The organism is Desulfogranum japonicum DSM 18378 (genome assembly GCF_000429945.1).
GTDB classification, from domain to species: Bacteria; Desulfobacterota; Desulfobulbia; order Desulfobulbales; family Desulfobulbaceae; genus Desulfogranum; species Desulfogranum japonicum.
Genome location: NZ_AUCV01000025.1, coordinates 39430 through 62880 on the forward strand (window position 1 = coordinate 39430; position 23451 = coordinate 62880).

The window sequence follows — 23451 nt, forward strand, 5'->3', positions numbered from 1 at the left end:
GTCCAGTCGTACCTAAGGTTACCCCTGAAGATACAAGATAACAGGATATACAATGGCAATTAAAACCCATAAACCGACATCCCCTGGAAAACGTCATTATGTTTCCGTTCATCAGGATTACCTTTCTGAGGATGGGCCTGAAAAAAGCTTGCTTAGACCGCTTAAGAAATCAGGTGGACGAAACAGTTATGGCCGTATAACTGCTCGCCATAAAGGCGGTGGCCACAAACGCAAATACCGCTTGATAGACTGGAAGCGCAATAAGACTTCTGTTCCTGCAAAGGTTATTTCTATTGAGTATGATCCTAACAGGTCCGCCCATATCGCACTGCTCACCTACGCAGATGGAGAAAAGACCTATATACTTGCCCCAAATGGAATTGCAGTAGGTGATACCATTGTTGCAGGTGCTGACGTTGATATCAAACCAGGCAATTGTCTACCGATGATCAACATCCCTTTGGGTACCATTATTCATAATATTGAAATGAAGATTGGTAAAGGTGCACAGCTGGTACGTTCAGCTGGTGCAGCAGCACAGCTGATGGCTAAGGATGGCAATCATGTTCTGGTGAAATTACCTTCCGGAGAAGTAAGAAGGTTTCATAAAGATTGCAGAGCTTGTATTGGCCAGGTAGGAAACAGCGAATATAACAGTCAAAAACTAGGTAAAGCAGGCAGAACCCGGTGGAAAGGCAAGAGACCTTCCGTTCGCGGTGTTGCTATGAACCCGGTTGATCACCCCATGGGCGGTGGTGAAGGTAAAAGTTCCGGTGGACGTCATCCTGTTTCTCCCTGGGGTATGCCGACTAAAGGATTCAAGACTCGGAAGAAGAAAGCTTCTGATCGAGACATTGTCACCAAGCGTAAGTAATTATAGGAGGAAGGGAAATGGCTCGTTCAGTTAAAAAGGGTCCCTTTGTAGATGATCATCTCATGAAAAAAGTGGCTGCTGCTCAGGAGTCTGGTTCTCGTAAAGTTATCAAGACCTGGTCCAGAAGATCTGACATCACTCCTGAGATGGTAGGGTTGACATTTGCAGTACATAACGGCAAGAAATTTATACCGGTTTATGTCTCAGAAAATATGGTAGGACATAAACTTGGCGAATTTTCACCTACCCGGACCTACTTTGGACACGCTGCAGATAAAAAAGGTCGCAAATAGTTAAGACTGTACCGATCTCTAAGGAGTTATACGATGGAAACAAAAGCCGTCGCAAAATATATTCGGATTTCACCACAGAAGGCGAGATTGGTTGCTGACGTTGTCCGCGGTATGAATGTCGACAATGCTGTTACCACTCTGAGGTTTATGCCAAAAAAAGCTGCTCGCATACTCAGAAAAGTCATTGAGTCTGCTGTGGCCAATGCTGATCAAAATGACAGCATTGATGTTGATACCCTGTACGTCAAGGAAATACTTGTTGACGGGGGGCCTATGCTCAAACGATTCCGACCAAGAGCTCAAGGCCGGGCTACAAGAATATTAAAAAGGACAAGTCACATCACCGTTGTCGTTGATGAGAATTAAGAACTTTTTCTAACCAATATTGAGATAAAACGTTAGAAGGAACGGAGGATCACCTTGGGTCAAAAAGTCAATCCCATTGGATTGCGGTTAAATATTACCCGCTCTTGGGAATCTATCTGGTACGCGGATAAGGACTATGCGAGTAATCTTCATCAAGATCAACTTATTCGCAAGTATCTAAAAAAACGGTTATATCACGCCGGCGTTGCCCGTATCGTGATTGAAAGAACCGGAGAAAAAATTAAGGTTAAACTGTTCACCGCCAGACCAGGGATTGTTATTGGGAAAAAAGGCGCTGAAATTGAAAGCCTGAAGAAAGACCTTGAGCACAAATTCGGGAGACCCTGTCTGATTGATATCCAAGAGGTTCGCCGTCCTGAAGCTGATGCACAACTTGTAGCTGAAAATATCGCTATGCAGCTTGAGCGTCGAATTGCTTTTAGAAGGGCAATGAAAAAGGCTATCAATTCTGCTCTTCGTTTCGGCGTACAGGGCATTAAGATATCATGCTCCGGGCGCCTCGGTGGTGCTGAGATGTCTCGTACAGAATGGTTTAAAGAAGGACGTGTGCCATTACATACACTCCGTGCTGACATCGACTACGGGACTGCAGAAGCTAAAACGACGTACGGTATAATCGGCGTAAAGGTATGGATTTTCAAGGGTGAAGTTCTAGAAGAGCAGGAAGTAGCAGCTGCTGAATAATTGGCAATTTACATCTTGTTATCAGACCTTACTATTCATACTGTAAAATAGGTAAAGAAACATGTTAAGCCCACGTAAAGTTAAACATAGAAAACAACATAAAGGAAGGATGCGGGGAGCCGCCTATCGTGGTTCAGACATATCCTTTGGTGACTATGCCCTCAAAGCTGTAGGCTGTGGGCGCATGACAGCTCAACATATTGAAGCTGCGCGTATTACCATCAACCGAAAGATTAAACGTGGTGGTAAACTCTGGATCCGTGTTTTTCCTGATAAGCCCATTACCAAAAAGCCTGCAGAAACACGTATGGGTAAGGGTAAAGGTTCTCCTGAGTACTGGGTTGCTACCATTCGTCCTGGAAAAGTGCTCTATGAATTGAAAGGAGTACCTGAACAGCTGGCTGTAGAGGCACTCAAACTCGCTAGTTACAAGCTGCCATTTCCCACAAAGGTTGTGACCAAGAGAGAGACGATATGAAAATTAAAGAGATGCGTGAAATGAATCTCGAAGATCTACTCAGCAAAGAGAAAGATATACGAGAAGATCTTTTTAAGCTGAAATTCCAGCATGGCATCCGAAGGCTTGAAAACCCGGCAAGATTAGGACAACTCCGCAAGGATATAGCCCGAATCCAGACAGTCATTGCAGAGAAAAGATAATACAGTTGGTAGCTTAAAAAGTTTACAGGGATAGATCGATGGCAGAAAAGACAAAAAAAACCCGTCAGGGGTCAGTAATCAGCAATAAAATGGACAAGAGCGTTGTTGTCTTGGTTGAACGTAAGGTTCGCCATAAGCTCTACGGCAAATACATCAGACGCAATGTGAAATACATGGCCCATGACGAGTCAAATTCGTGCAACATTGGGGATACCGTACTGATCGAAGAGTGCAGACCACTTTCCAAAAATAAGCGATGGCTTGTACGGTCGATTGTTGAACGATCTATTTAATCGGTGCATAGATCTTCCCGGTAGAAACGACTGTATAAAATTGTAGAGCAGGTAGAACCATGATTCAAACCGAAACCATATTAAACGTAGCCGATAACTCCGGTGCTAAGAAGGTGCTGTGTATCAGGGTACTTGGCGGAACACGCAAACGGTACGCCAGCATAGGTGATATTATTGTCGTCACTGTTAAAGAGGCTATTCCCCATGCTAAGGTCAAGAAGGGTGATGTTCTCGATGCGGTAATTGTACGGACCAAAAAAGAACTCAGCCGTCCTGAAGATACTAGCGTCAAATTTGATGAGAATGCGGCTGTGTTACTCAGCAACAGCGGAGAGCCAATCGGGACACGTATCTTTGGGCCGGTAGCCCGTGAATTACGCGGTCTCGGTTTTATGAAGATAATATCCCTTGCGCCGGAAGTACTGTAAACTTGGTCTCCTGGGCGATAGATAAAAATAGAGGGAAATGAGGAATTACAATGCGGCAGGGAAATACCAGTCTTAGAGTAGACGACCAAGTAGAAATTATCGCGGGAAAAGATAAAGGTCGCGTCGGTAAAATACTCAAAGTTGACCGTTCCAATAATAAAGTAGTAGTTGAACGGATCAATATGATTAAAAAGCATCAGAAACCCATGGATGCAACACAGCCTGGGCAGATAATTGAACGCGAGGCTCCCATCCACGTCAGTAATGTGATGCTCGTATGCCCAGAATGCACAGAGACAGTACGGATCGGTAAAAAGTTCCTTGAAGATGGCAACAAAGTGCGAATCTGTAAAGGGTGCGGGGCTACATTGGAAACATCTAAAAAGTAACGGTTCTGACTGTTTACGGAGCGAACAATGGCTACATTAAAAGAATACTATGACAATGAACTCAAAGATCAGCTCCAGAAGGAGTTTGAGTTCACCAATGTGATGGAAATACCTAAAGTTGAGAAAGTTATCCTCAATATGGGTATTGGCGAGGGCGTTCAGAACCCGAAAAGTGTTGAAAATGCAGCAGCAGAGTTGACCTTAATCGCCGGACAGAAGGCGGTAGTGACACGAGCTAAAAAATCAATAGCTACCTTCAAATTGCGTGAAGGAATGCCTATTGGTGCCCGTGTGACCTTACGCCATGAAAGAATGTTTGATTTTTTGTCTAAATTAATCAACATTGCGTTGCCTCGTGTTAGGGACTTTCGCGGGGTTTCTACAAAGGGATTTGATGGTCGTGGCAACTACTCTATGGGCATTGCCGAACACATTATTTTTCCTGAAATTGATTACGATAAAATCGACAAAATTCGTGGATTGAACATCACAATAGTTACTTCTGCGAAGAATGACGATGAAGGGCGCGCCTTGCTTGCAGCATTGGGCATGCCTTTTAAAAAGAAATAACAGAGTCAACAATCAAGATTTGTAAACAATAGGTATCAGGAGGAAGCAGTGGCAAAAAAATCTCTCATTGCCAAAGCAAAGCGTAAACCAAAATTTAAGGTTCGCTCATACAACCGTTGCCCGCTTTGTGGACGTCCCAGAGCTTTTATTAGAAAATTTGGTATTTGCAGACTGTGTTTTCGTAAGCTTGCTTCGCAGGGCGAAATCACAGGTGTCACAAAGTCCAGCTGGTAAACGACTCAGGCCATTAATAAACTGCTTTTAAACACTGATTTGTTGCTATAATTAATACCAGATAAGCTTTTTAATGAGGATATTTCAATGTCTATGAGTGATCCACTGGCAGATATGCTGACCAGAATCAGAAATGGTGTGAAAGCTCGGTTCGCTTCAGTGGAGATGCCACTGTCCAAAACAAAGGTAAACGTTGCCCGTGTACTCAAGGAAGAGGGTTACATCACCGATTATCAGATTATCGAGCAAGGAGTACAGGGTACTCTGAAAATCGATCTGAAATATGGTCCAAACAATGAGACTGTGATCACAGGTATACAGCGAATCAGCAAACCAGGTCTTCGTCAGTACAGCAAGAGTGATAGGATTCCAAAGATCATGAGTGGTCTTGGTGTATGTATTTTATCCACTTCCGCAGGCGTTATAACTGATCGTGAAGCCCGGACTCGTAACATCGGTGGCGAATTACTTTGCCAGGTGTGGTAAGAGTCTTTTAATTGCAAGGAGCTGAAAATGTCCAGAATTGGAAAGCAACCTATTCCTGTACCAGGAAGTGTTAAGGTAGAGATAAAAGGTACTCATGTTAAGGTTACCGGGCCTAAAGGTTCCCTTGAGCGTAACATCCGACCTGAGATCGACTGTCAGGCTGAATCTGAGCAGATTGTTTTACAACCTAAAGGTAACAGTAAACAGGTAATGGCCTTTTGGGGTATGACCCGATCGCTGTTGAATAACATGGTCATTGGTGTTGATCAAGGGTTTGAGAAAAAGCTTGCCGTAGAAGGGGTTGGTTACAGGGCGTCTATTGCTGGTAATAAACTGACGTTGAACGTAGGCTATTCAAATCCCGTTGAATTTGATCTTCCTGACGGCATCAGTGCCGATGTGGACAAAGATAACAAGATTACAGTTCGTGGAATTGATAAAGAACTTGTAGGGTTAACAGCGGCACGCATTCGTGATATACGTAAACCTGAACCTTACAAAGGTAAGGGGATCAGGTATATCGATGAGCATATCGTTCGTAAGGTCGGTAAAGCTGGTGCTAAATAATTTCAGGTAAATCAAAGAGTAACATCATGGCAAAAACAAACCCAAAAGTTACTGCACGGCAAAAAAGAATAAAGCGTATTCGTAAAAAAATAGTAGGGACACCTGAGAAACCAAGAATGCGCGTGTTCAGAAGTAATAAGCATATATACGTGCAGATTATAGATGATATTAAAAAGGCAACTTTAGTTTCCGCTTCATCACTCGATAAGGATTTTGAAGTTGAAAGTGGTGCCGACAAGATAGCCCAGGCCAAAAAGATTGGTGAGGCTATCGCACACAAAGCACAGTCTGCTGGCATAAATAACGTAGTTTTTGATCGTGGAGGTTATATTTACCATGGTCGAGTTAAAGCGTTGTCAGACGGTGCTCGTGAAGCAGGTCTCCAATTCTGAGCTAACCACTATAACATGAACAAAAACTATCCTACGGGGGTGTTTCTTGGCTGATTTTAAACGAGCTAAAGAGGGAAACCAAGAAGAGCTCATCGAAAAAATTGTATTTATTAATCGCGTCGCCAAGGTTGTGAAAGGTGGTCGTCGGTTCAGTTTCAGTGCCATCGTAGTTGTCGGTGATGGTAAAGGCAAGGTAGGTTATGGTCTAGGTAAAGCTAACCAGGTGCCTGAAGCCATTCGTAAAGGCATTGAAAAAGCACGAAGAGATATGGCACCTGTACCGCTTACCGATGTATCTATCCCACATCAGATCACCGGAAAGTTCAAATCTGGCAGTGTTTTGTTGAAACCAGCTGCAGATGGTACCGGAGTTATTGCAGGTGGAGCTGTTCGCGCAGTGCTTGAGGCAGCTGGAGTACAGAATATATTGACAAAGTGTCTGGGATCTAATAATCCGCATAACCTGGCTAAAGCCACCATTGACGGATTACGTCAATTACGCTCTGCACAACAGATAGCTAAACTGCGCGGTTTGAAAGTTGAAGAAATGGTCGCCTAAGCTACCAGGAGATACAGGAATATCATGAGCGATACAGTTACTTTGACACAGGTCAAAAGCGGCATAGGCAGTAATGAAAAGATCAGGGCAACCTTAGTTGGTCTTGGTCTCACCAAGATGCACAAAACAGTTGTTCGAAAAAATACCCCAGAGATCCAGGGCATGATCGCCAAGGTTAGACATCTCATTACAGTGGAGGAATAGGTCATGCTGAAACTTAATACACTCGCTCCCGCTCCAGGGTCACGAAAGAATAAAAAACGTGTCGGTCGTGGTCACGGTAGCGGATTAGGCAAAACCTCAGGTAGGGGTCACAAAGGTGCCCGGTCCAGGTCTGGTTATTCCATGGCTCCAGGTTTTGAGGGTGGCCAGATGCCATTGCATCGAAGATTGCCCAAGCGTGGTTTTACCAACGTGTTCAAAACGGTTTTTGATATTATTAGCCTGAGCCAGCTTGATACTTTTGAAAGCGGTGCCGTCGTTGATAAGGCTGCATTACTTGAAGCCGGGCTGGTAAAAGGTGACAAACCTGTGAAAGTTTTGGCTAACGGAAGGATTACAAAGTCAATCACGGTGGATGTTGATAAAGTAAGTAAAGGCGCTGCCGAGTTAATTGCCGCTGCTGGTGGAACCGTAAAGGAGTAATCAGATGAGTGGATTAGCCGGCGCTGCTAATATCCCAGAGTTGCGAAAGAGAGTGATGTTCACTCTCTTTATGCTTTTTGTGTACAGGATGGGTGTTCAAATCCCCACTCCTGGAATAAATGGTGGTGCGCTTCAGGAGTTTTTCGCTGCGAACGCAAGCACACTTTTTGGGATGTTTAATATGTTCTCTGGTGGAGCACTGGAGAACTTTTCTATTTTTGCGTTAGGCATAATGCCTTACATCTCAGCATCGATCATTATCCAGTTGCTTACCGTTGTCATACCACAATTAGAAGCTCTATCTAAAGAAGGAGAAGCTGGTAGACGAAAGATTACACAGTATACTAGATATGGTACTGTAGCCCTTTCTCTCATTCAGGGATTCTTTATTGCCAGTGGCTTGGAAGGTATGCATAGCCCCAGTGGAAGTCCAATTGTACTTGAAGCTGGTCTCCAATTTAAATTAATGACCGTCCTCACACTGACATCCGGTACTGCATTTATCATGTGGTTGGGTGAACAGATGACCGAACGTGGGATCGGTAACGGTATATCGCTCATAATTTTTGCAGGTATCGTAGCTCGAATGCCGAATGCAATCGGACAAACCATAGAAATGGTTAAAACCGGCGCTCTTCCTGTGATTTTTGTTCCTGTTATGCTCGCAGCGATGATCGCCATTGTTGGATTCATTATTTTTGCTGAGACTGCCCAACGAAAAATTCCTATCCAATATGCTAAACGTGTAGTCGGGAATAGGGTATATGGAGGTCAAGCCAGTCATCTTCCGCTTAAAATAAACGTTTCAGGTGTTATCCCGCCTATTTTCGCTTCATCAATTATGATGTTTCCTGCGACAATTGGATCATTCATCCAGATAGAATGGGTGCAGAGGGTTTCTGCAGCGTTATCTCCTGGGACGGTTTATTATTACATTCTCTATACAGGTATGATCGTCTTTTTCTGTTTTTTCTATACAGCCGTCACTTTTAAGCCTGACGATGTTGCTGAAAATCTTAAGAAAAATGGCGGCTTTATTCCTGGTATTCGCCCAGGTAAGCGTACAGCGGAATTTATAGACAAGGTGTTGACCAGGTTAACAGTTGTTGGTGCCATATATCTCAGTGTCATTTGTGTAATGCCAACTATCCTTATTTCCAAGTTTAATGTGCCATTTTACTTCGGTGGTACTGCATTGTTAATTGTTGTTGGTGTTGCAATTGATACAATAGGGCAAATTGAATCCCATATGGTAATGCGCAATTATGACGGATTCATGAAGGCAGGTCGAATTCGAGGACGGCGTTGAGGAATATTTTGAATGACTCCGGATCACATCGTGCAATCACTATAAAGACTGCGGAAGAACTGGAAATCATGTGGCAGGCTAACCAAATAGTAGCCGGTGTCCTTGATTTACTTCAGTCAAGCGTAGCTCCAGGGAAGAGCACTCTGTTTCTTGACCAACTTGCTGAGGAATATTGCAGGGATCATGGAGCAGAACCAGCATTTAAAGGATATCGCGGATTTCCAGGAAGCTTATGTGTCTCTGTGAATGAACAGGTTGTGCACGGTATACCTTCCAAAAAAACTATACTTAAAGAAGGTGACATTGTCTCCGTTGATTTTGGCACCTTGTTTAGAGGGTTTTATGGTGATTCCGCCGTTACCATCGCATGTGGTAACATCAACCATAAGGTAGCGGAACTGCTCACAGTAACAGAGCAAGCTCTCCAATATGGGATAGAACAGATGGTTGTCGGGAATCGTGTTTCAGACGTTTCCCGGGCAGTTCAGGAATATGTTGAGAAAATGGGGTTTTCGGTGGTTAAACAGTTCGTCGGGCATGGTATTGGTTCAGAACTGCATGAAGCCCCTGAGGTACCCAATTATGTCCAGCGTCAGTCTTCACCCCGGTTGAAAGAGGGGATGGTTCTAGCTATAGAGCCGATGGTCAATATGGGAACCGGTAAGGTTAAGGTGCTCAAGGATCAATGGACTGTGGTTACTGCTGACCGTAAACCGTCTGCTCATTTTGAGCATTCAGTTGCGGTTACCAGTACAGGACCAGCTATACTCAGCAAATTAGGCTCATTGCCACCGAAGTGAGCAAAATAGGGTAGGTATTGACTAACTCGGTCTAGAAAACTGTTGAAATACTTTTTCAACTATGTATAATAGACAGTTTTTGGGCCGAAAATCGAAAGAATTGGGTTTGGTCTATGGCAAAAGAAGAAGCCATTGAAGTAGAAGGAACGATCATTGAGCCATTGCCCAATGCGATGTTTCGTGTTGAGTTAGATAATGGCCACAAAGTCCTCGCGCATATCTCCGGTAAAATGCGTATGCATTATATTAAGATTTTGCCGGGGGATCGGGTAACCATTGAATTGTCCCCATATGATTTGACAAGGGGGAGAGTTACTTTTCGTGCCAAAGGCGGCAAGGGCAAGAAATAATTCAGCAGGCGGGAAGCAACAATGAAAGTACGGGCATCAGTGAAAAAGATGTGCAGTAATTGTAAAATCTTAAAAAGAAAAGGCGTTGTTCGAGTTAACTGCAAAATTAAAAAGCATAAACAACGACAAGGTTAACTTTAACAGGGTACGATTTATAATCAGGGAGAACTATTTTGGCACGTATAGCTGGAGTGGATTTGCCACGCAATAAACATATGGACAGAGCGCTGACCTACATATACGGCATAGGTCTCACCAGTGCTCGCCAAATCCTTGATAAGGCTGATTTGCCATATCAAATGAATAGTGATGATCTTAGTGCTGATGATGTTACCCGAGTCAGGCAGATCATTGAAAGTGATTACACTGTAGAGGGTGATAAACGCCGGGAAATTTCCATGGACATCAAACGTCTCATGGATCTGGGGTGCTACCGAGGTCGACGTCATCGTAGAAGTTTACCATGTCGAGGACAGCGTACCAAAACCAACGCCCGAACCAGAAAAGGACCACGTCGCGGCGCAGCTGTACGTAAAAAATAAGTTAATATATAGCAGCTTTTTGAAGACTATACGGAGATACAATGGCTAAAGCTGGTAAAGCGGCTGGAAAGGCAAAACGCCGCGAGAAAAAGAACGTACCCGAAGGGATTATTTACATTTATTCTACATTTAATAACACTATCGTTACCGTTACCGACAGGCAGGGTAATGCCATAGCTTGGTCTACTGCAGGTGTTATAGGGTTTAAAGGATCAAGAAAGTCAACTCCTTTTGCAGCACAAAATGCACTAAGTGACGCAGTTGCCAAAGCAAAAGAACACGGTCTCAGGAAAGTGGAAGTGCACGTTAAAGGTCCAGGACCTGGTCGAGAAGCCGCTCTCAGAGCACTGACGACTGTAGAGCTTGATGTGAGCCGAATCGTCGATGTCACACCTCTGCCTCACAACGGCTGTAAACCACCAAAACGCAGAAGAGTATAACTGCTATTAGAGACAGCGCTGACATTGAATCATTGGTCGGCATTATTTACGGAGGTAAAAGTTGGCTAGATATACTGGATCATCATGCAGAATGTGCAGGCGTGAAAACGTGAAATTGTATCTCAAGGGAGATCGCTGCTATTCTGATAAATGTGCTTTCGAGAGAAGAGCATATGCACCCGGACAACATGGACAGAATCGGTTCCGGAAAATGTCTGACTACGCTATTCAGCTTCGAGAGAAGCAGAAAGTTAAGCAAATGTACGGGATGCTTGAAGGTCAATTTCGTCGATATTTTGAGCGTGCCGATCGTGCTAAAGGCGTAACAGGTGAAAATCTGTTGATCATGCTTGAAAGACGGCTTGACAATGCATTGTACCGATTAGGTTTCGCGAGTTCAAGAACACAGGCTCGACAACTAGTACGGCATAATCATTTTATCGTAAATGGTAAAAAAGTAAATATACCCTCTTTTCAGGTCGCTCCCGGTGACATCATTAAGCTGAAAGAAAAAAGCAGTAAAAATGCATTAATCACCGACAACATAGAGGGTGCAGTACGTCGCGGCATTCCCAGTTGGCTCGAGCTTGACCAGAATAACATGCAAGGTACAGTGAAAGCATTGCCAAATAGGGAAGAGATTACCTTGCCTATTCAGGAACAGCTCATTGTTGAGCTTTACTCCAAGTAACCATAAGCAATCAGGTACTGCATGGCACAGGAAATACGGGATACAAATCCCTTTTACAAAAATTGGCACAATCTTATCACGCCTGAACGACTTGAGGTTAATGATGAAACCCATACTGAACAGTATGGCAAATTCGTCTGTCAGCCTTTTGAACGTGGTTTTGCCACCACTATAGGCAACTCATTGCGAAGGATATTGCTGTCTTCCATTCGAGGTGCAGCAATCACTTCCGTGAAAATTGATAATGCCCTTCATGAGTTCACCAGTATGAATGGTGTACAGGAAGATGTCGCTGATATCATTCTGAATTTAAAACAGGTTCGACTGAAATTGAATGGACCTGAAGGACATACGGTTGTCATAGAAAAAACTGGTCCAGGCGCAGTAACTGCAGGAGATATTAACGGGGCACCTCATGTTGATGTCATGAATCCCGAGCAACATATCTGCACAATCACCACAGATACCACTTTCCGTGCTGAGCTAGAAGTTCAGTGGGGTAAGGGATATGTGCCTGCTGAAATGAACAAGAAAGAAGATCAGCCTATAGGAGTAATTCCTATTGATGCCATCTTTTCACCTATTGTTCGTGTACAGTATGTTGTTAGTCAAGCGCGCGTCGGACAAAAGACTGATTACGACAAATTGACTCTTGAAATCGAAACCGATGGAAGTGTCACACCTCAGGATACTCTGGCGTACGCTGCTAAAATCCTGAAAGAGCAGATGACCATATTCATTAATTTTAATGAAGAACAGGCCAAAGCTCCTGACAAAAGTGAGTCTGATAACGAAAGTGCGAATTACCCTCCTTTTCTTGATAAAAATGTCGAGGATCTGGAGTTATCTGTACGTTCTGCCAATTGCCTTAAAAATGCACAGATTCAATATATTGGGCAACTGGTCCAGCGTACCGATGCCGAGATGCTTAAAACCAAGAATTTTGGTCGGAAATCACTCAATGAAATTAAGGCTCTGCTTTCCGAACATGATCTCACTCTTGGCATGAAAATAGAAGGTTGGGTATCTCCTGACAAACGAGAGGACAGCGCAGAAGAGTGATTCCACAGTCTGGTTGGATTAAGCACTTTTGGCTGATGATTGACAAAAGGATAGGATAATGAGACATAGAAAAGCTGGTCGTAAACTCGGAAAGACCACCTCGCATCGTAAGGCTATGCTTCGCAATATGGTTACCTCTCTGCTGGAGCATGAGAGAATTGTCACCACAGTGCCTAAAGCCAAGGAAGCACGTCGGATGGCGGAAAAAATGATCACCCTTGGAAAACGCGGTGATCTGCACGCTAAACGTCAGGCGTTTGCTTATATACGGTCCCGTGATGTAGTGGCAAAATTGTTTGATGAACTGTCTCAGCAATATGCTGATCGTCAGGGAGGATACACAAGAATCATCCGCACAGGTTTCAGGCAGGGAGATGCAGCCCCAATGGCCATCGTTGAACTTGTGGATTACAACGATTCCATCTCCATGGATGATGCTACCGAAGCATAACGTTTTCGTGTGTGTCGCTTTTGTTTGAGGCTGGTATGAGTTTTCATACCAGCCTTTTTTTATGGCTTTTCCTGTCTCTCTTTTCTTTGACATGTTGCCATGTGGATATCATTCTGTATATTATTAATTCCTAGGAATTTTTTGTTGTATAGCCGCTTGATTAATTTCTGATTCTTTCCATGTAAATGTTAAAGTCAACCAGTTATAGTGCACGTGGCACAACAGCATTTTTATGGTATTTAAAGCAGGCATACAACTGTGAAGATACAACGCGTATAAGTTGGTGTCCTTTAACCACAGCCCTTTAAACTAAATTATCAACGATGGAGAACCAAGATTTTCATAAACGTACCACCATTAAAGGTGGTCCATTTCATTTCCATTGTCATCCCCAAGTCAGTTGTTTTCTCACCTGTTGTCACAATGTGGATATGTTCTTGTATCCATATGATTTGTTGCGACTAAAGGAGAGACTGAATATTTCATCTGAAGAAATTCTGCAAAAATATACTCGGATCAGTGAAGGTAGCCATCCTTTCTTTCCTGGTTTAATGCTACAACTTAGGGAGACTGAAGGTAAACCATGTCCCTTTCTCGAAGACTCCGGATGTAGTGTCTATCTTGATAGACCATCGGCATGCAGGACATATCCCCTTGAAAGGGGAGTAGAGCGATCTCCTCAGTCAAAGGCATTAAAGGTTCATTATTTTTTGACCCATCACCCTTACTGTAAGGGACATGATGAAGAGAGAACTTATACTGTGAAACAATGGGAGCGGGATCAAGGATTGCACGAATATAATCTGCAGAATGATCTTTGGGCTGAAATGGATGCTTTTTTTGCTACTAATCCCTGGAAAGGAGAAGGCCATGCCGGCCCCTTGCAACAGCTCGCCTTCATGGTGTGCTATAATATAGACGCTTTTAGGCAATATGTTAAAGAACACCAAATCATACAACAGTATCGAGTTGATAAAGCCACTAAACAGCGATTGCGGCGAAATGATGATGCGTTATTGCTTTTCGGCTACCAATGGTTGCTTGCAATACTTGGGGGGAAAAGTCAGTTGATTAGGCGTTAATCCCTGATTCTAGGTGCTAAGTCAGATATTTTTATTGAAAGGTTGTGTTTTTTCTTATTATATGATAGCCTAAATAGTTTTATTGAGTGCTCGATGTAGAGCACGTACTACACACATCCCGCTGCCCCCCCCATTGGTGTCTCTTGCGGAGATTGGGGATAGGGATGGAGGAATAACCAAAATTCAAGGAGAAATTATGGCTCAAGTTACCATGCGACAAATGCTTGAGGCTGGTTTGCATTTCGGTCATCAAACCCGCCGTTGGAACCCTAAAATGAAACCCTATATCTATGGGCCAAGAAATGGTATTTACATCATTAACCTTGATGTAACCATGAAGTTATTCAGGAAGGCATATGCGCAGATTTTGGATTGTGTCGCAGACGGTGGTAATATTCTTTTCGTCTGCACCAAAAGACAGGGACAGAGCATAATCAAGGAAGAGGCTCAACGCTGTGGGATGTATTTTGTCAACCACAGGTGGTTGGGAGGTATGCTGACCAATTTTCAGACCATTAAAAATTCCATAGAACGGCTGAAAAAAATTGAATCCATGCAGGAAGATGGTACCATAAATCGTTTTCCCAAAAAGGAAATTCTGCAAATGGAAAAAGAGCGCATAAAACTGGACCGCAACATCGGTGGTATCAAGAATATGCGATCCCAACCAGATCTCATTTTTGTTATAGATCCTAACAAAGAGGACATTGCAGTAAGTGAAGCAAAAAAACTGGGTATTCCGGTTGTTGCGTTAACTGATACCAACTGTAACCCTGACGGTGTTGATTATCTTATTCCCGGTAATGATGATGCTATTCGAGCAATTAAGCTTATTACATCATTAATTTCACAGGCTGTCCTCGAAGGTAAAGAAAAGAGAGGCGAGGAGACCGTAGCTGACATTGATGAAATGGAAGCTGCAATGTCGACCGATACTAATGAATCTGCGGAACAGGCCTCTGAAGCATAAAACTACGATTTGACATTACTCTGTTTCGCATAAGAAGGGCCAAGCAAGCTTGGCCCTTCTTGGTGTCTAGTTTGTGCTCCACTGCGGTTTGTTCGGATTTTTCATGATACTTGTTGGGGACTATTTCTCAATTTGTTGAAATGCCAATTTTTTGTTAACTGTTCACAGTGCGCTCTATCTTTCTGAGAGCAGGTTGTCCGCGTATGTCTATTATGTTGGACCAGTCTGTATACGAAAATTTCAGGAAGAATGTAATTGTCGGTAATTACTAGGGATTGTTGTCTCTGGCATCTTTTCCTATGAGGGGCCACTCTTTTGGCTGAACACACCTGGATAACAGAAAGTTTTTCAGTAAAATTCGAAATAAGTAACTTACAGGCACTTGCGAATTTATTTATCGTCGCTCAACGTGAACCAGATGGTTCACCCTGCACAATATACAAAGAGAAGGAGACACAAAGTGAAAATTACAAGCCAAATGGTCAAAGAGCTGCGCGACAAGACCAATGCAGGTATGATGGACTGTAAAAAGGCTCTTACTGAAACCGACGGAGATATGGAAAAAGCCATAGATCTCCTTCGTCAAAAAGGTTTAGCCGTTGCAGCCAAGCGTGCTGACCGCGCTACCAGCGAAGGTGTTGTTGAGGCATATATTCATGGCGGTGGTAAATTAGGCGTTATGGTTGAAGTAGGCTGTGAAACCGACTTTGTTGCCAAAACCGATGATTTTAAGGCGTTTGCCAAAGATATTGCCATGCATATCGCAGCAGTGAATCCTGTTTCTGTAAGTCGGGATAATGTACCTGCTGAATTGATTGAACGAGAGCGAGAAATCTATACCAAGCAGGCTCTGGAATCAGGTAAGCCTGAGCAGATTGTTGAAAAAATAGTCACCGGTAAAATTGAAAAATATATCGGTGAAATTTGTCTGCTTGAACAAAAATACGTCAAAGACCCAGACCTGAGCGTTCAGGATAAACTGAATGAGCTCATTGCGAAAATGGGTGAAAATATCTCAATTAAACAATTTAGCCGCTTTCAGATTGGCGAATAAACTGTTTTACTCGAAGTAAACACATCCACTCCCTCGGGAATAACGTCATCCCGAGGGGGCGCATTGTACAGACTCGTCATAGCGAATCTGCAGCAACCTGACCTTGAGATGGCACCATCTCACTTTTTCTAACAGACTACCAGGTAAAGACAATGACATTTAAGAGAATCCTCTTAAAAATAAGTGGCGAGGCCCTTATGGGTGACGGGTCATATGGAATCAGCACTGATATGATTCGATTTCTCTCCAATGAGATAAAAAAAGTTACTGATCAAGGAATTGAGCTTGCCCTTGTTGTTGGTGCGGGTAATATCTTTCGTGGTGTAGCTGGGGCAGCCAGTGGAATGGATCGGAGTTCCGCTGACAACATGGGGATGCTGGGAACTGTTATGAATTCCCTAGCCATTCAGGATGGGCTCGAAAATATTGGTATACCGTGTAAGGTAATGTCTGCAATCACCATGCTCAATGTCTGTGAACCGTATGAACGTGTTAAGGCCGTTGAGCATCTGGAACGTAAAAGAGTCGTAATTTTTGCAGCCGGAACCGGTAATCCATATTTCACTACTGATACTGCTGCCGTGCTCAGGGCATTGGAAATTAAGGCAAATGTCGTTATGAAAGCTACCAGGGTTGACGGCGTGTATGATTCTGATCCTGAGAAAAACGCTCAGGCCAAACGTTACACATCCTTGACCTACTCCAGGGTTTTAAAAGAGGATTTACGGGTAATGGATGCTGCCGGAATATCCCTTGCCAAGGATAACTCCTTGCCAATCTTGGTATTTAACATGAAAACAGAAGGGAATATAGTACGGGCGGCAATTGGAGAAAGCGTAGGTACTCTCATTTCCGCGGAGTGATTGTGGTACTCAGGTATATGCATTGCGCACAATTTGTGGAAAAATAACTTTTGAGGAGAAGAGAATATGTCGAGTGAGATGTTTGATCAAATTCAAGACAAAATGGAAAGCAGTGTAGATGCCCTAAAGCGGGAATTGGTCAAAATTCGAACCGGACGTGCTTCATTGTCTTTATTGGACAGCATTAGAGTTGATGCCTATGGCTCACCTATGCCCCTTGAGCAAGTTGGCACGCTGACCATTCCCGAATCAAATATGATCGCCATAAAACCCTGGGACCCTCAGATGTTGCCAGCCATTGAAAGGGCTATACTTGCCTCAGACCTCGGACTAACTCCTGCAAATGACGGGAATGTCATTCGTCTAACCATTCCGCCCCTTACCGAAGAACGACGCAAAGATCTCGTCAAGCAAGTCAAGAAAATCGGCGAAGAATTTAAGGTGGCCATTCGAAATGTGCGAAGGGACGCTAACGACTCACTGAAAAAAATGAAAAAAGATAAGGAAATCAGTGAAGACGATATGTTTCGTATGCAGGAAGATGCCCAAAAAGCCACAGACAGTTATATCAAGCAAATTGATGAAATTGTTGCAGGAAAAGAGAAAGAAGTTATGGAAGTATGATGTCCCGCAGTGAGAAAGTACAACATAATGCTCAGCTGTCTTCAGACATGACTATTCCGCAGCATATTGCCATTATTATGGATGGCAATGGTCGCTGGGCTGAGGCTAGACATCGCCCCAGATTATTCGGGCACAAGGCCGGAGTCGATTCTGTAAGGGATATTGTCGAGACTGCAAGGGAAATAGGGGTACGGTATTTAACTCTGTATGCTTTTTCCACTGAAAATTGGAAGCGTCCAGATGGTGAAGTCTCTGGTTTGATGTCGCTGTTAAAGACCTATTTGCGTGCAGAACTGAATACTATGCGGACCAATAACATTCGGCTTCAATGTCTTGGTCAAAAAAAACGATTGCCTGCCGATGTTGGTGCCATTCTAGAACAAACCATCGAGGAGACCCAGAACTGTACGGGAATGACACTGAACCTCGCCCTCAGTTATGGGGGGCGCGCTGAACTGATCCGTGGTATTCGTGAGCTGGCAAAGAAATGTATGAATGGAGAAATATCTCCAGATGAGATTGATGAACAATCGCTCGACGATGCTTTGTACACTGCTGGTCAGCCTGACCCGGATCTATTGATTAGGACAGGAGGGGAATGCCGTTTATCTAATTTTCTTCTCTGGCAGGCATCCTATGCAGAATTGTATTTTACAGAAGTAAAATGGCCTGATTTCAGAAAAAAGCAGCTTATTGAAGCCATTGTACATTTTAATGAAAGACAGCGCAGATATGGTAAAACCGGTGCGCAACTTCAGGTGGAGTAGAAATTGTGGGGCGATTGATACCGGGGCTGATTATGGGAGCAGGATGTTTAGGCCTACTCATCTGGGGTGCCAGTCTGGTTATCAGTCTGGTTATAACCGTGGTCGCTGCACTTGCTCTACGTGAATTGTTTGCCATTCTTTTGCCCGAACTTAAGGGCGTGGCTTTTGGAATAACCTTTCTGGCAACATTACTTCCTTGCATTGGAGCTTTTTTCGGTTCTCTGCACGCTCTCATCGGAGCATTTGTAATGGGGCTGCTTTGCATAGTGCTCATTTCTTTTCGCTGGTATACCCCATTTACAGCTTGGTTCGGCCAGGTCTATACCTATCTGGGAAGCAGTGTGTTTGCTCTTACTTATATTTCCCTGCTCTTAGGACATCTTATTCTTACAGCACGTCTTACAGATGGTTCCGGGTGGCTGATTGTTCTTCTTGCATTGACTGCCGGCTCTGATACTGGTGCCTATTACGCCGGTAAAAATTTTGGAAAAAGCAAATTATGTCCTATTATCAGCCCGAAGAAGACAGTGGAAGGACTCTTGGGCGGGGTAATTACCGGCAGTCTGGCTGCTGCTGTCGCAGTGATTGTGTTGTTCGATACCCGTACAGCATTATTTTTTCTTCCAGCTTGTATAGTGCTTATATTGATTGGAGTATGTGGGGATCTTACAGAATCTATTATAAAACGTTCATTTCAGATTAAAGATTCCGGCACCATTCTTGGTGGCCATGGCGGTATCCTCGATCGCATTGACAGCCTTCTGCTCAGTGGTCCGATACTGTATTATCTATTGCAATACGGGGTTATTGGATGAAGGTTATCAGTGTTCTTGGCTCAACTGGCTCCATTGGGCAAAACGTGCTTGAAATTGTCCGGAGGTATCCTGAGCGATATCGTATAGCTGCACTGACTGCAGGAAGCAGGGTGGAGTTGCTGGCCAGTCAGGCCAAGGAATTTCAGCCTGATATTATCAGTATTGCACGTGAAGACTTAGCCGATACACTTCGACAACTGCTTCCTCCTGGATTGCAAGAGAGAGTGCACGTCGGTATGGAGGGCAATGTTGCTGCGGCTACCAGTGCATGTGCCCAGATGGTAATTACAGCTGTCGTCGGTAGTGTTGGGCTTGTTCCGACGCTAGCTGCCATTGATGCCGGGAAAGATATCGGCCTTGCCAATAAGGAAACCTTAGTCATGGCAGGACGCCTGGTTATGCATAGGGTCTCTGAAATGGGGGTTCGACTTCTTCCTATCGATTCCGAACATAGCGCCATTTTTCAGGCTCTCGAAGCCGGAAGGCGGCAGGATGTCAACACCATACTGTTGACTGCTTCAGGTGGTCCTTTCCGAACTTTACCCAAAGAGGATTTACAAGGGGTTTCTCCCGGCCAGGCACTAGCTCACCCCAATTGGAATATGGGGCAAAAAATATCTATTGATTCCGCGACGTTGATGAATAAAGGGTTAGAGGTGATTGAAGCCAGATGGTTATTCGACGTACCTCCGGAACAGATTCAAGTTGTGGTTCACCCGCAATCCATTGTACATTCTCTGGTGGAGTATGTGGATGGATCGGTTGTCGCCCAATTAGGTATTCCAGATATGCAGATTCCCATATCCTATGCGTTATCGTATCCAGAGCGTCTCCAGCTCGGACTTTCCCAACTGGATCTGGTTCGCTGTAATGACCTGACATTTGAAGACCCTGATTTTGATCGCTTCCCGGCGCTCCCGTTGGCTTTCGAAGCCCTACAGAGGGGAGGTGTTACACCCGCAGTGTTGAATGCCGCAAATGAAATCGCCGTTGATGCCTTTCTTCATGAGCGGATACTGTTTACCGATATACCTGAAATCGTTGCAGCAGCAATGGCTGCTGTCACCCCTGCCGACGATATGGATCTGAATACTATCCTCCATGCAGATCAGACAGCACGGGAACATGCGCAGCGGACGATCGCAAAGCTAGTCAGCGATCGTTCATGATATTGTAATTCCATCACCGACTTTACGAATTTATGTACTCCTTAATTTCTTTTATCATTGTTCTCGGTGTCCTGATATTTGTTCACGAATTCGGTCATTTTCTCTTTGCCAAATTATTTGGTGTCAAAGTCCTGAAGTTTTCACTGGGATTTGGCAATAAGATCATAGGCAGAACTTGGGGAGAAACCGAATATTTGCTCAGCGCCATTCCACTTGGCGGGTATGTGAAGATGTATGGGGAGCAGAAGGATGACCCAGTAAACGAAAACGAGCAGCACCGGTCTTTTTCACATAAACCGGTTTGGCAGCGTTTTTTCATCGTTTTCGCAGGCCCACTTTTTAACATCATCTTTGCACTCGTGGCCTTTTTTGCTATTTTCTATTTTGTTGGCTTACCTGAACTCACTGATAATACAATAATAGGGCAGGTTCAGTCTGAATCTCCTGCTGAAAAAGCAGGATTGCAGCCTGGTGACGTTATTCATGCTATTAACGGTCAAGAGACTACCAGTTGGAGACAGGTTGCCGAGTATGTCAAGGAGAGTAAGGGTGATCCCGTGGTACTTGATCTCAGCAGGGAAGGAAATCCTCTGCAGATAACTGCTATTCCTGCTCTCCTTAAAGACAGGAACATTTTTAAAGAGGAAATCGGAGAACGTTACATGCTGGGGATTGTGCGGGATGATTCCGTGCACTATGTTGACGCTTCGTTCCTTGAAGCAAGTAAAGCTGCCTGTATCCAAAGTTATAACTATTCTTATCTGACCGTACTCTTTCTCTGGAAAATGGTGCAGCGCGTTGTGCCTGCCAGTGAACTCGGTGGTCCCATTCGCATTGCAGAGATAGCTGGAAAACGGTTGGAGGAAGGCTGGCTGCATCTCCTTAACTTTATGGGACTGCTCAGTATTAATTTGGCTGTGTTGAATTTGCTTCCTGTGCCGGTACTCGATGGCGGGCACCTGGTATTTTTAACCTTGGAGGGAATCAGGCGGAAGCCTCTGGGGGATAGAGCCATGGAAATCAGCCTGAAAATCGGTATTGCTTTGCTTGGCACGCTGATGTTGTTCGTTTTTTATAATGATATAGCAAGGAAAATACAAGAGTGGATGGCCTCCTGATTCTCTCCATTGAAACATCGACTGGCTGTGGCAGTGTTGCATTGACACGTGGAAATCTTCAGGATGGTACTGTAGTTGCCGAATATACCCATCGCCCCAATATTACCCATTCAAGGCGACTGCTCGGGCTCGTTGATCATATTATGACCATCGCAGAAGTGGGTTGGCAGGATATTGATGCCGTTTCTGTGAGTCTGGGACCAGGTTCTTTCACGGGATTACGGATAGGTCTTGCTGCGGGTAAGGGCTTAGCCATGGCTGCTGGGAGACCTTTAACCGGCGTTTTGACACTGGAGACCCTTGCCTGGCAATGCTGGGGGGCAGAACGTCCTGTCTGCAGTCTGCTTGATGCCAGAAAAGGCCAGGTCTATGCGGCCAGGTACCGTTTTGTAGATGGGAACCTCACACCACAGGGAGATACCCTGGCTTTGGGACCCGAAGAGTTGGCCGATCTGATAGATACTCCTACGCTCTTTGTTGGTCCGGGCATTTTGGCGTATCCTGAAATTTTCCAAAACCATCCTTATATTGATTGTGTTCCTCAGGGGCTCGTTCACCCACGGGCCAGTATGGTTGGCTTTCTTGGTGCAAAACAGATTGCAGAAAATCGTATTTCTACACCAGGTTCCCTTGTTCCCTGCTATGTGCGAGCATCTGAAGCCCAGGTAAACAGGGAAAAGAAACAGCATTCAGCCAAAGGGCAATGAGTAGGGAGAATGGTATGATCCTGAGAAAACATACGCGTCAAATACAGGTTGGGGATGTTGCTGTCGGAGGTGATGCTCCGATAAGTATCCAATCCATGACAAATACCGATACCGCTGATGTCACTTCCACTGTTGAACAGATTCATCGCCTGCAAGGTGTTGGTTGTGAATTGATCAGAGTGGCCGTACCGGATATTGACGCAGCACGTTCCATTCGTTCCATCCGCGATCAGATTTCTCTACCCTTGATTGCAGATATTCATTTCGATGCAAGGTTAGCTGTAGCTTCTATGGAGAACGGAGCCCAGGCCATTCGAATTAATCCCGGCAATCTGGGAGGCGAGGAAAAATTACAACTGGTCATTGATGCTGCGCAACAGCACAACGTACCTATTCGGGTAGGGGTGAATTCCGGTTCCATTGAAAAAGACCTGCTGGCAACACACGGCTACCCTTCACCTGAATGCCCAGATGCTCTTATAAACAGTGCCTTGCGAAATGTTGCTCTTCTCGAGAAACACGGTTTTTACGATATCAAAATTTCCATAAAATCTTCAGACACCCTGACCACCATTAGCGGCTATAGAAAACTCTCCAGTCTCACCGACTACCCTTTGCATATTGGAGTGACCGAGGCCGGTGGTTTGATTGCAGGTACTGTGAAATCCAGTGTCGCCCTGGGAATATTGCTTCATGAGGGGATAGGTGATACCTTTCGTATTTCTCTCACACGGGATCCTGAAGAAGAAGTGAAGGTCGGTTGGGAACTGTTACGTGCGCTGCGGATTCGTGAGCGTGGGCCAGAATTGATTTCCTGTCCAACCTGTGGTCGTACCCGTATTGATCTTTTTCCCCTTGCAGAAGAAGTAGACCGCTATCTGCAGACCATGGTCGCTCCCCTGAAGGTTGCCGTAATGGGATGTGTGGTAAATGGACCGGGTGAAGCCAGAGAGGCTGATATCGGTATTGCCGGTGGTAAAGGTGTGGGGATCATTTTCAAAAAAGGAAAAATTTTTAAAAAAGTGCCGGAAGAAGAGTTGCTTACAGTTTTTCTCGAGGAATTACACAAGATGGAACAGGAATATAAAGCCGGTTAGTAACTACCCATGGAGATAGCCGTTAATCTCGGCTAACCCGGATATTTGTCACTGGTTACAGGGTGCCTGATAATATTAG

General features: G+C 44.4%; 37 protein-coding genes. All 37 read left to right on the plus strand.

All coding sequences use genetic code 11. The features are described 5' to 3' along the window. The first annotated feature begins 52 nt into the window (after positions 1-52). The 37 genes from rplB to ispG all read left to right on the plus strand — a co-directional run bounded on the left by rplB (position 53) and on the right by ispG (position 23372). Positions 53-874: a 50S ribosomal protein L2 gene (rplB, locus tag G493_RS0112045; protein WP_028580590.1), complete on the plus strand. Its 822-nt coding sequence runs from the start codon at positions 53-55 to the stop codon at positions 872-874. 17 nt (positions 875-891) lie between these two features. Next, complete coding sequence (rpsS, locus tag G493_RS0112050) at positions 892-1167, plus strand: 30S ribosomal protein S19 (protein WP_028580591.1); 276 nt, start codon at positions 892-894, stop codon at positions 1165-1167. Positions 1168-1200: 33 nt separating this feature from the next. Continuing rightward, the gene (gene rplV, locus G493_RS0112055) at positions 1201-1533 is read left to right on the plus strand and encodes a 50S ribosomal protein L22 (RefSeq protein ID WP_028580592.1); all 333 of its coding nucleotides are present in this window, start codon (positions 1201-1203) and stop codon (positions 1531-1533) included. A 54-nt stretch (positions 1534-1587) separates the two neighbouring features. Beyond that, entirely contained in the window at positions 1588-2238 is a 651-nt protein-coding gene (gene rpsC / locus G493_RS0112060; RefSeq protein ID WP_028580593.1) for a 30S ribosomal protein S3, read from the plus strand. Between the two features lie 61 nt (positions 2239-2299). Next, complete coding sequence (gene rplP, locus G493_RS0112065; protein WP_028580594.1) at positions 2300-2716, plus strand: 50S ribosomal protein L16; 417 nt, start codon at positions 2300-2302, stop codon at positions 2714-2716. Further along, on the plus strand, positions 2713-2898 hold the full coding sequence (gene rpmC / locus G493_RS0112070; RefSeq protein WP_028580595.1) for a 50S ribosomal protein L29: 186 nt from the start codon (positions 2713-2715) through the stop codon (positions 2896-2898). The genes rplP and rpmC overlap by 4 nt, the downstream gene beginning before the upstream one ends. A gap of 38 nt (positions 2899-2936) precedes the next feature. Then, the gene (gene rpsQ, locus G493_RS0112075) at positions 2937-3191 is read left to right on the plus strand and encodes a 30S ribosomal protein S17 (RefSeq protein ID WP_028580596.1); all 255 of its coding nucleotides are present in this window, start codon (positions 2937-2939) and stop codon (positions 3189-3191) included. A gap of 59 nt (positions 3192-3250) precedes the next feature. After that, positions 3251-3619 carry a 50S ribosomal protein L14 gene (gene rplN / locus G493_RS0112080; protein WP_028580597.1) on the plus strand — a complete coding sequence of 123 codons (369 nt, stop codon included), beginning with the start codon at positions 3251-3253 and terminating at the stop codon, positions 3617-3619. Between the two features lie 50 nt (positions 3620-3669). Continuing rightward, a complete protein-coding gene (gene rplX / locus G493_RS0112085; protein WP_028580598.1) occupies positions 3670-4008 on the plus strand; it encodes a 50S ribosomal protein L24 in 339 nt (112 codons plus the stop codon). Between the two features lie 27 nt (positions 4009-4035). After that, a complete protein-coding gene (gene rplE, locus G493_RS0112090) occupies positions 4036-4578 on the plus strand; it encodes a 50S ribosomal protein L5 (RefSeq protein ID WP_028580599.1) in 543 nt (180 codons plus the stop codon). 48 nt (positions 4579-4626) lie between these two features. Next, entirely contained in the window at positions 4627-4812 is a 186-nt protein-coding gene (locus G493_RS0112095; RefSeq protein ID WP_028580600.1) for a type Z 30S ribosomal protein S14, read from the plus strand. Between the two features lie 87 nt (positions 4813-4899). Then, positions 4900-5298 carry a 30S ribosomal protein S8 gene (rpsH, locus tag G493_RS0112100; protein ID WP_028580601.1) on the plus strand — a complete coding sequence of 133 codons (399 nt, stop codon included), beginning with the start codon at positions 4900-4902 and terminating at the stop codon, positions 5296-5298. A gap of 27 nt (positions 5299-5325) precedes the next feature. Beyond that, on the plus strand, positions 5326-5865 hold the full coding sequence (rplF, locus tag G493_RS0112105) for a 50S ribosomal protein L6 (protein WP_028580602.1): 540 nt from the start codon (positions 5326-5328) through the stop codon (positions 5863-5865). A 26-nt stretch (positions 5866-5891) separates the two neighbouring features. Continuing rightward, positions 5892-6257 carry a 50S ribosomal protein L18 gene (rplR, locus tag G493_RS0112110; RefSeq protein ID WP_028580603.1) on the plus strand — a complete coding sequence of 122 codons (366 nt, stop codon included), beginning with the start codon at positions 5892-5894 and terminating at the stop codon, positions 6255-6257. Between the two features lie 46 nt (positions 6258-6303). Continuing rightward, complete coding sequence (gene rpsE / locus G493_RS0112115; RefSeq protein ID WP_035274316.1) at positions 6304-6816, plus strand: 30S ribosomal protein S5; 513 nt, start codon at positions 6304-6306, stop codon at positions 6814-6816. A gap of 24 nt (positions 6817-6840) precedes the next feature. After that, positions 6841-7020: a 50S ribosomal protein L30 gene (rpmD, locus tag G493_RS0112120; protein ID WP_028580605.1), complete on the plus strand. Its 180-nt coding sequence runs from the start codon at positions 6841-6843 to the stop codon at positions 7018-7020. 6 nt (positions 7021-7026) lie between these two features. Continuing rightward, entirely contained in the window at positions 7027-7461 is a 435-nt protein-coding gene (rplO, locus tag G493_RS0112125; protein ID WP_028580606.1) for a 50S ribosomal protein L15, read from the plus strand. 4 nt (positions 7462-7465) lie between these two features. Then, positions 7466-8770 (plus strand): preprotein translocase subunit SecY, encoded by a 1305-nt coding sequence (secY, locus tag G493_RS0112130; protein WP_028580607.1) that lies wholly within the window; start codon positions 7466-7468, stop codon positions 8768-8770. Positions 8771-8778: 8 nt separating this feature from the next. Continuing rightward, positions 8779-9570, plus strand: coding sequence for a type I methionyl aminopeptidase (gene map, locus G493_RS0112135; RefSeq protein ID WP_084813556.1), 792 nt, complete (start codon positions 8779-8781; stop codon positions 9568-9570). Positions 9571-9683: 113 nt separating this feature from the next. After that, positions 9684-9920: a translation initiation factor IF-1 gene (gene infA, locus G493_RS0112140; protein WP_028580609.1), complete on the plus strand. Its 237-nt coding sequence runs from the start codon at positions 9684-9686 to the stop codon at positions 9918-9920. A gap of 21 nt (positions 9921-9941) precedes the next feature. Further along, entirely contained in the window at positions 9942-10055 is a 114-nt protein-coding gene (gene rpmJ, locus G493_RS33005) for a 50S ribosomal protein L36 (protein ID WP_084813557.1), read from the plus strand. 38 nt (positions 10056-10093) lie between these two features. Beyond that, positions 10094-10462: a 30S ribosomal protein S13 gene (gene rpsM, locus G493_RS0112145; RefSeq protein ID WP_028580610.1), complete on the plus strand. Its 369-nt coding sequence runs from the start codon at positions 10094-10096 to the stop codon at positions 10460-10462. Positions 10463-10503: 41 nt separating this feature from the next. Next, positions 10504-10902, plus strand: coding sequence for a 30S ribosomal protein S11 (gene rpsK, locus G493_RS0112150; protein WP_028580611.1), 399 nt, complete (start codon positions 10504-10506; stop codon positions 10900-10902). Between the two features lie 61 nt (positions 10903-10963). Then, positions 10964-11593, plus strand: a complete 630-nt coding sequence (gene rpsD / locus G493_RS0112155) for a 30S ribosomal protein S4 (protein WP_028580612.1) — start codon at positions 10964-10966, stop codon at positions 11591-11593. A 21-nt stretch (positions 11594-11614) separates the two neighbouring features. Continuing rightward, positions 11615-12655 carry a DNA-directed RNA polymerase subunit alpha gene (locus G493_RS0112160; protein WP_028580613.1) on the plus strand — a complete coding sequence of 347 codons (1041 nt, stop codon included), beginning with the start codon at positions 11615-11617 and terminating at the stop codon, positions 12653-12655. Between the two features lie 58 nt (positions 12656-12713). Beyond that, positions 12714-13106 carry a 50S ribosomal protein L17 gene (rplQ, locus tag G493_RS0112165; protein ID WP_028580614.1) on the plus strand — a complete coding sequence of 131 codons (393 nt, stop codon included), beginning with the start codon at positions 12714-12716 and terminating at the stop codon, positions 13104-13106. A gap of 323 nt (positions 13107-13429) precedes the next feature. After that, positions 13430-14188, plus strand: a complete 759-nt coding sequence (locus G493_RS0112170) for a YkgJ family cysteine cluster protein (protein WP_028580615.1) — start codon at positions 13430-13432, stop codon at positions 14186-14188. A 196-nt stretch (positions 14189-14384) separates the two neighbouring features. Beyond that, positions 14385-15158: a 30S ribosomal protein S2 gene (rpsB, locus tag G493_RS0112175; protein ID WP_028580616.1), complete on the plus strand. Its 774-nt coding sequence runs from the start codon at positions 14385-14387 to the stop codon at positions 15156-15158. 460 nt (positions 15159-15618) lie between these two features. Continuing rightward, positions 15619-16212, plus strand: a complete 594-nt coding sequence (tsf, locus tag G493_RS0112180; protein WP_028580617.1) for a translation elongation factor Ts — start codon at positions 15619-15621, stop codon at positions 16210-16212. 152 nt (positions 16213-16364) lie between these two features. Next, a complete protein-coding gene (gene pyrH, locus G493_RS0112185; protein WP_028580618.1) occupies positions 16365-17075 on the plus strand; it encodes a UMP kinase in 711 nt (236 codons plus the stop codon). Between the two features lie 66 nt (positions 17076-17141). Further along, entirely contained in the window at positions 17142-17699 is a 558-nt protein-coding gene (gene frr, locus G493_RS0112190; protein WP_028580619.1) for a ribosome recycling factor, read from the plus strand. Beyond that, a complete protein-coding gene (locus G493_RS0112195) occupies positions 17696-18466 on the plus strand; it encodes an isoprenyl transferase (RefSeq protein ID WP_028580620.1) in 771 nt (256 codons plus the stop codon). The genes frr and G493_RS0112195 overlap by 4 nt, the downstream gene beginning before the upstream one ends. Before the next feature lie 5 nt (positions 18467-18471). After that, a complete protein-coding gene (locus tag G493_RS0112200; RefSeq protein ID WP_028580621.1) occupies positions 18472-19281 on the plus strand; it encodes a phosphatidate cytidylyltransferase in 810 nt (269 codons plus the stop codon). Beyond that, complete coding sequence (locus G493_RS0112205; protein WP_028580622.1) at positions 19278-20450, plus strand: 1-deoxy-D-xylulose-5-phosphate reductoisomerase; 1173 nt, start codon at positions 19278-19280, stop codon at positions 20448-20450. Before G493_RS0112200 ends, G493_RS0112205 begins: the two co-directional genes overlap by 4 nt. 32 nt (positions 20451-20482) lie before the next feature. After that, the gene (rseP, locus tag G493_RS0112210; protein WP_028580623.1) at positions 20483-21568 is read left to right on the plus strand and encodes an RIP metalloprotease RseP; all 1086 of its coding nucleotides are present in this window, start codon (positions 20483-20485) and stop codon (positions 21566-21568) included. Next, positions 21553-22275 (plus strand): tRNA (adenosine(37)-N6)-threonylcarbamoyltransferase complex dimerization subunit type 1 TsaB, encoded by a 723-nt coding sequence (tsaB, locus tag G493_RS0112215; protein WP_028580624.1) that lies wholly within the window; start codon positions 21553-21555, stop codon positions 22273-22275. Before rseP ends, tsaB begins: the two co-directional genes overlap by 16 nt. Next, positions 22272-23372, plus strand: coding sequence for a flavodoxin-dependent (E)-4-hydroxy-3-methylbut-2-enyl-diphosphate synthase (ispG, locus tag G493_RS0112220; protein WP_269746314.1), 1101 nt, complete (start codon positions 22272-22274; stop codon positions 23370-23372). The genes tsaB and ispG overlap by 4 nt, the downstream gene beginning before the upstream one ends. Positions 23373-23451: the final 79 nt, after the last annotated feature.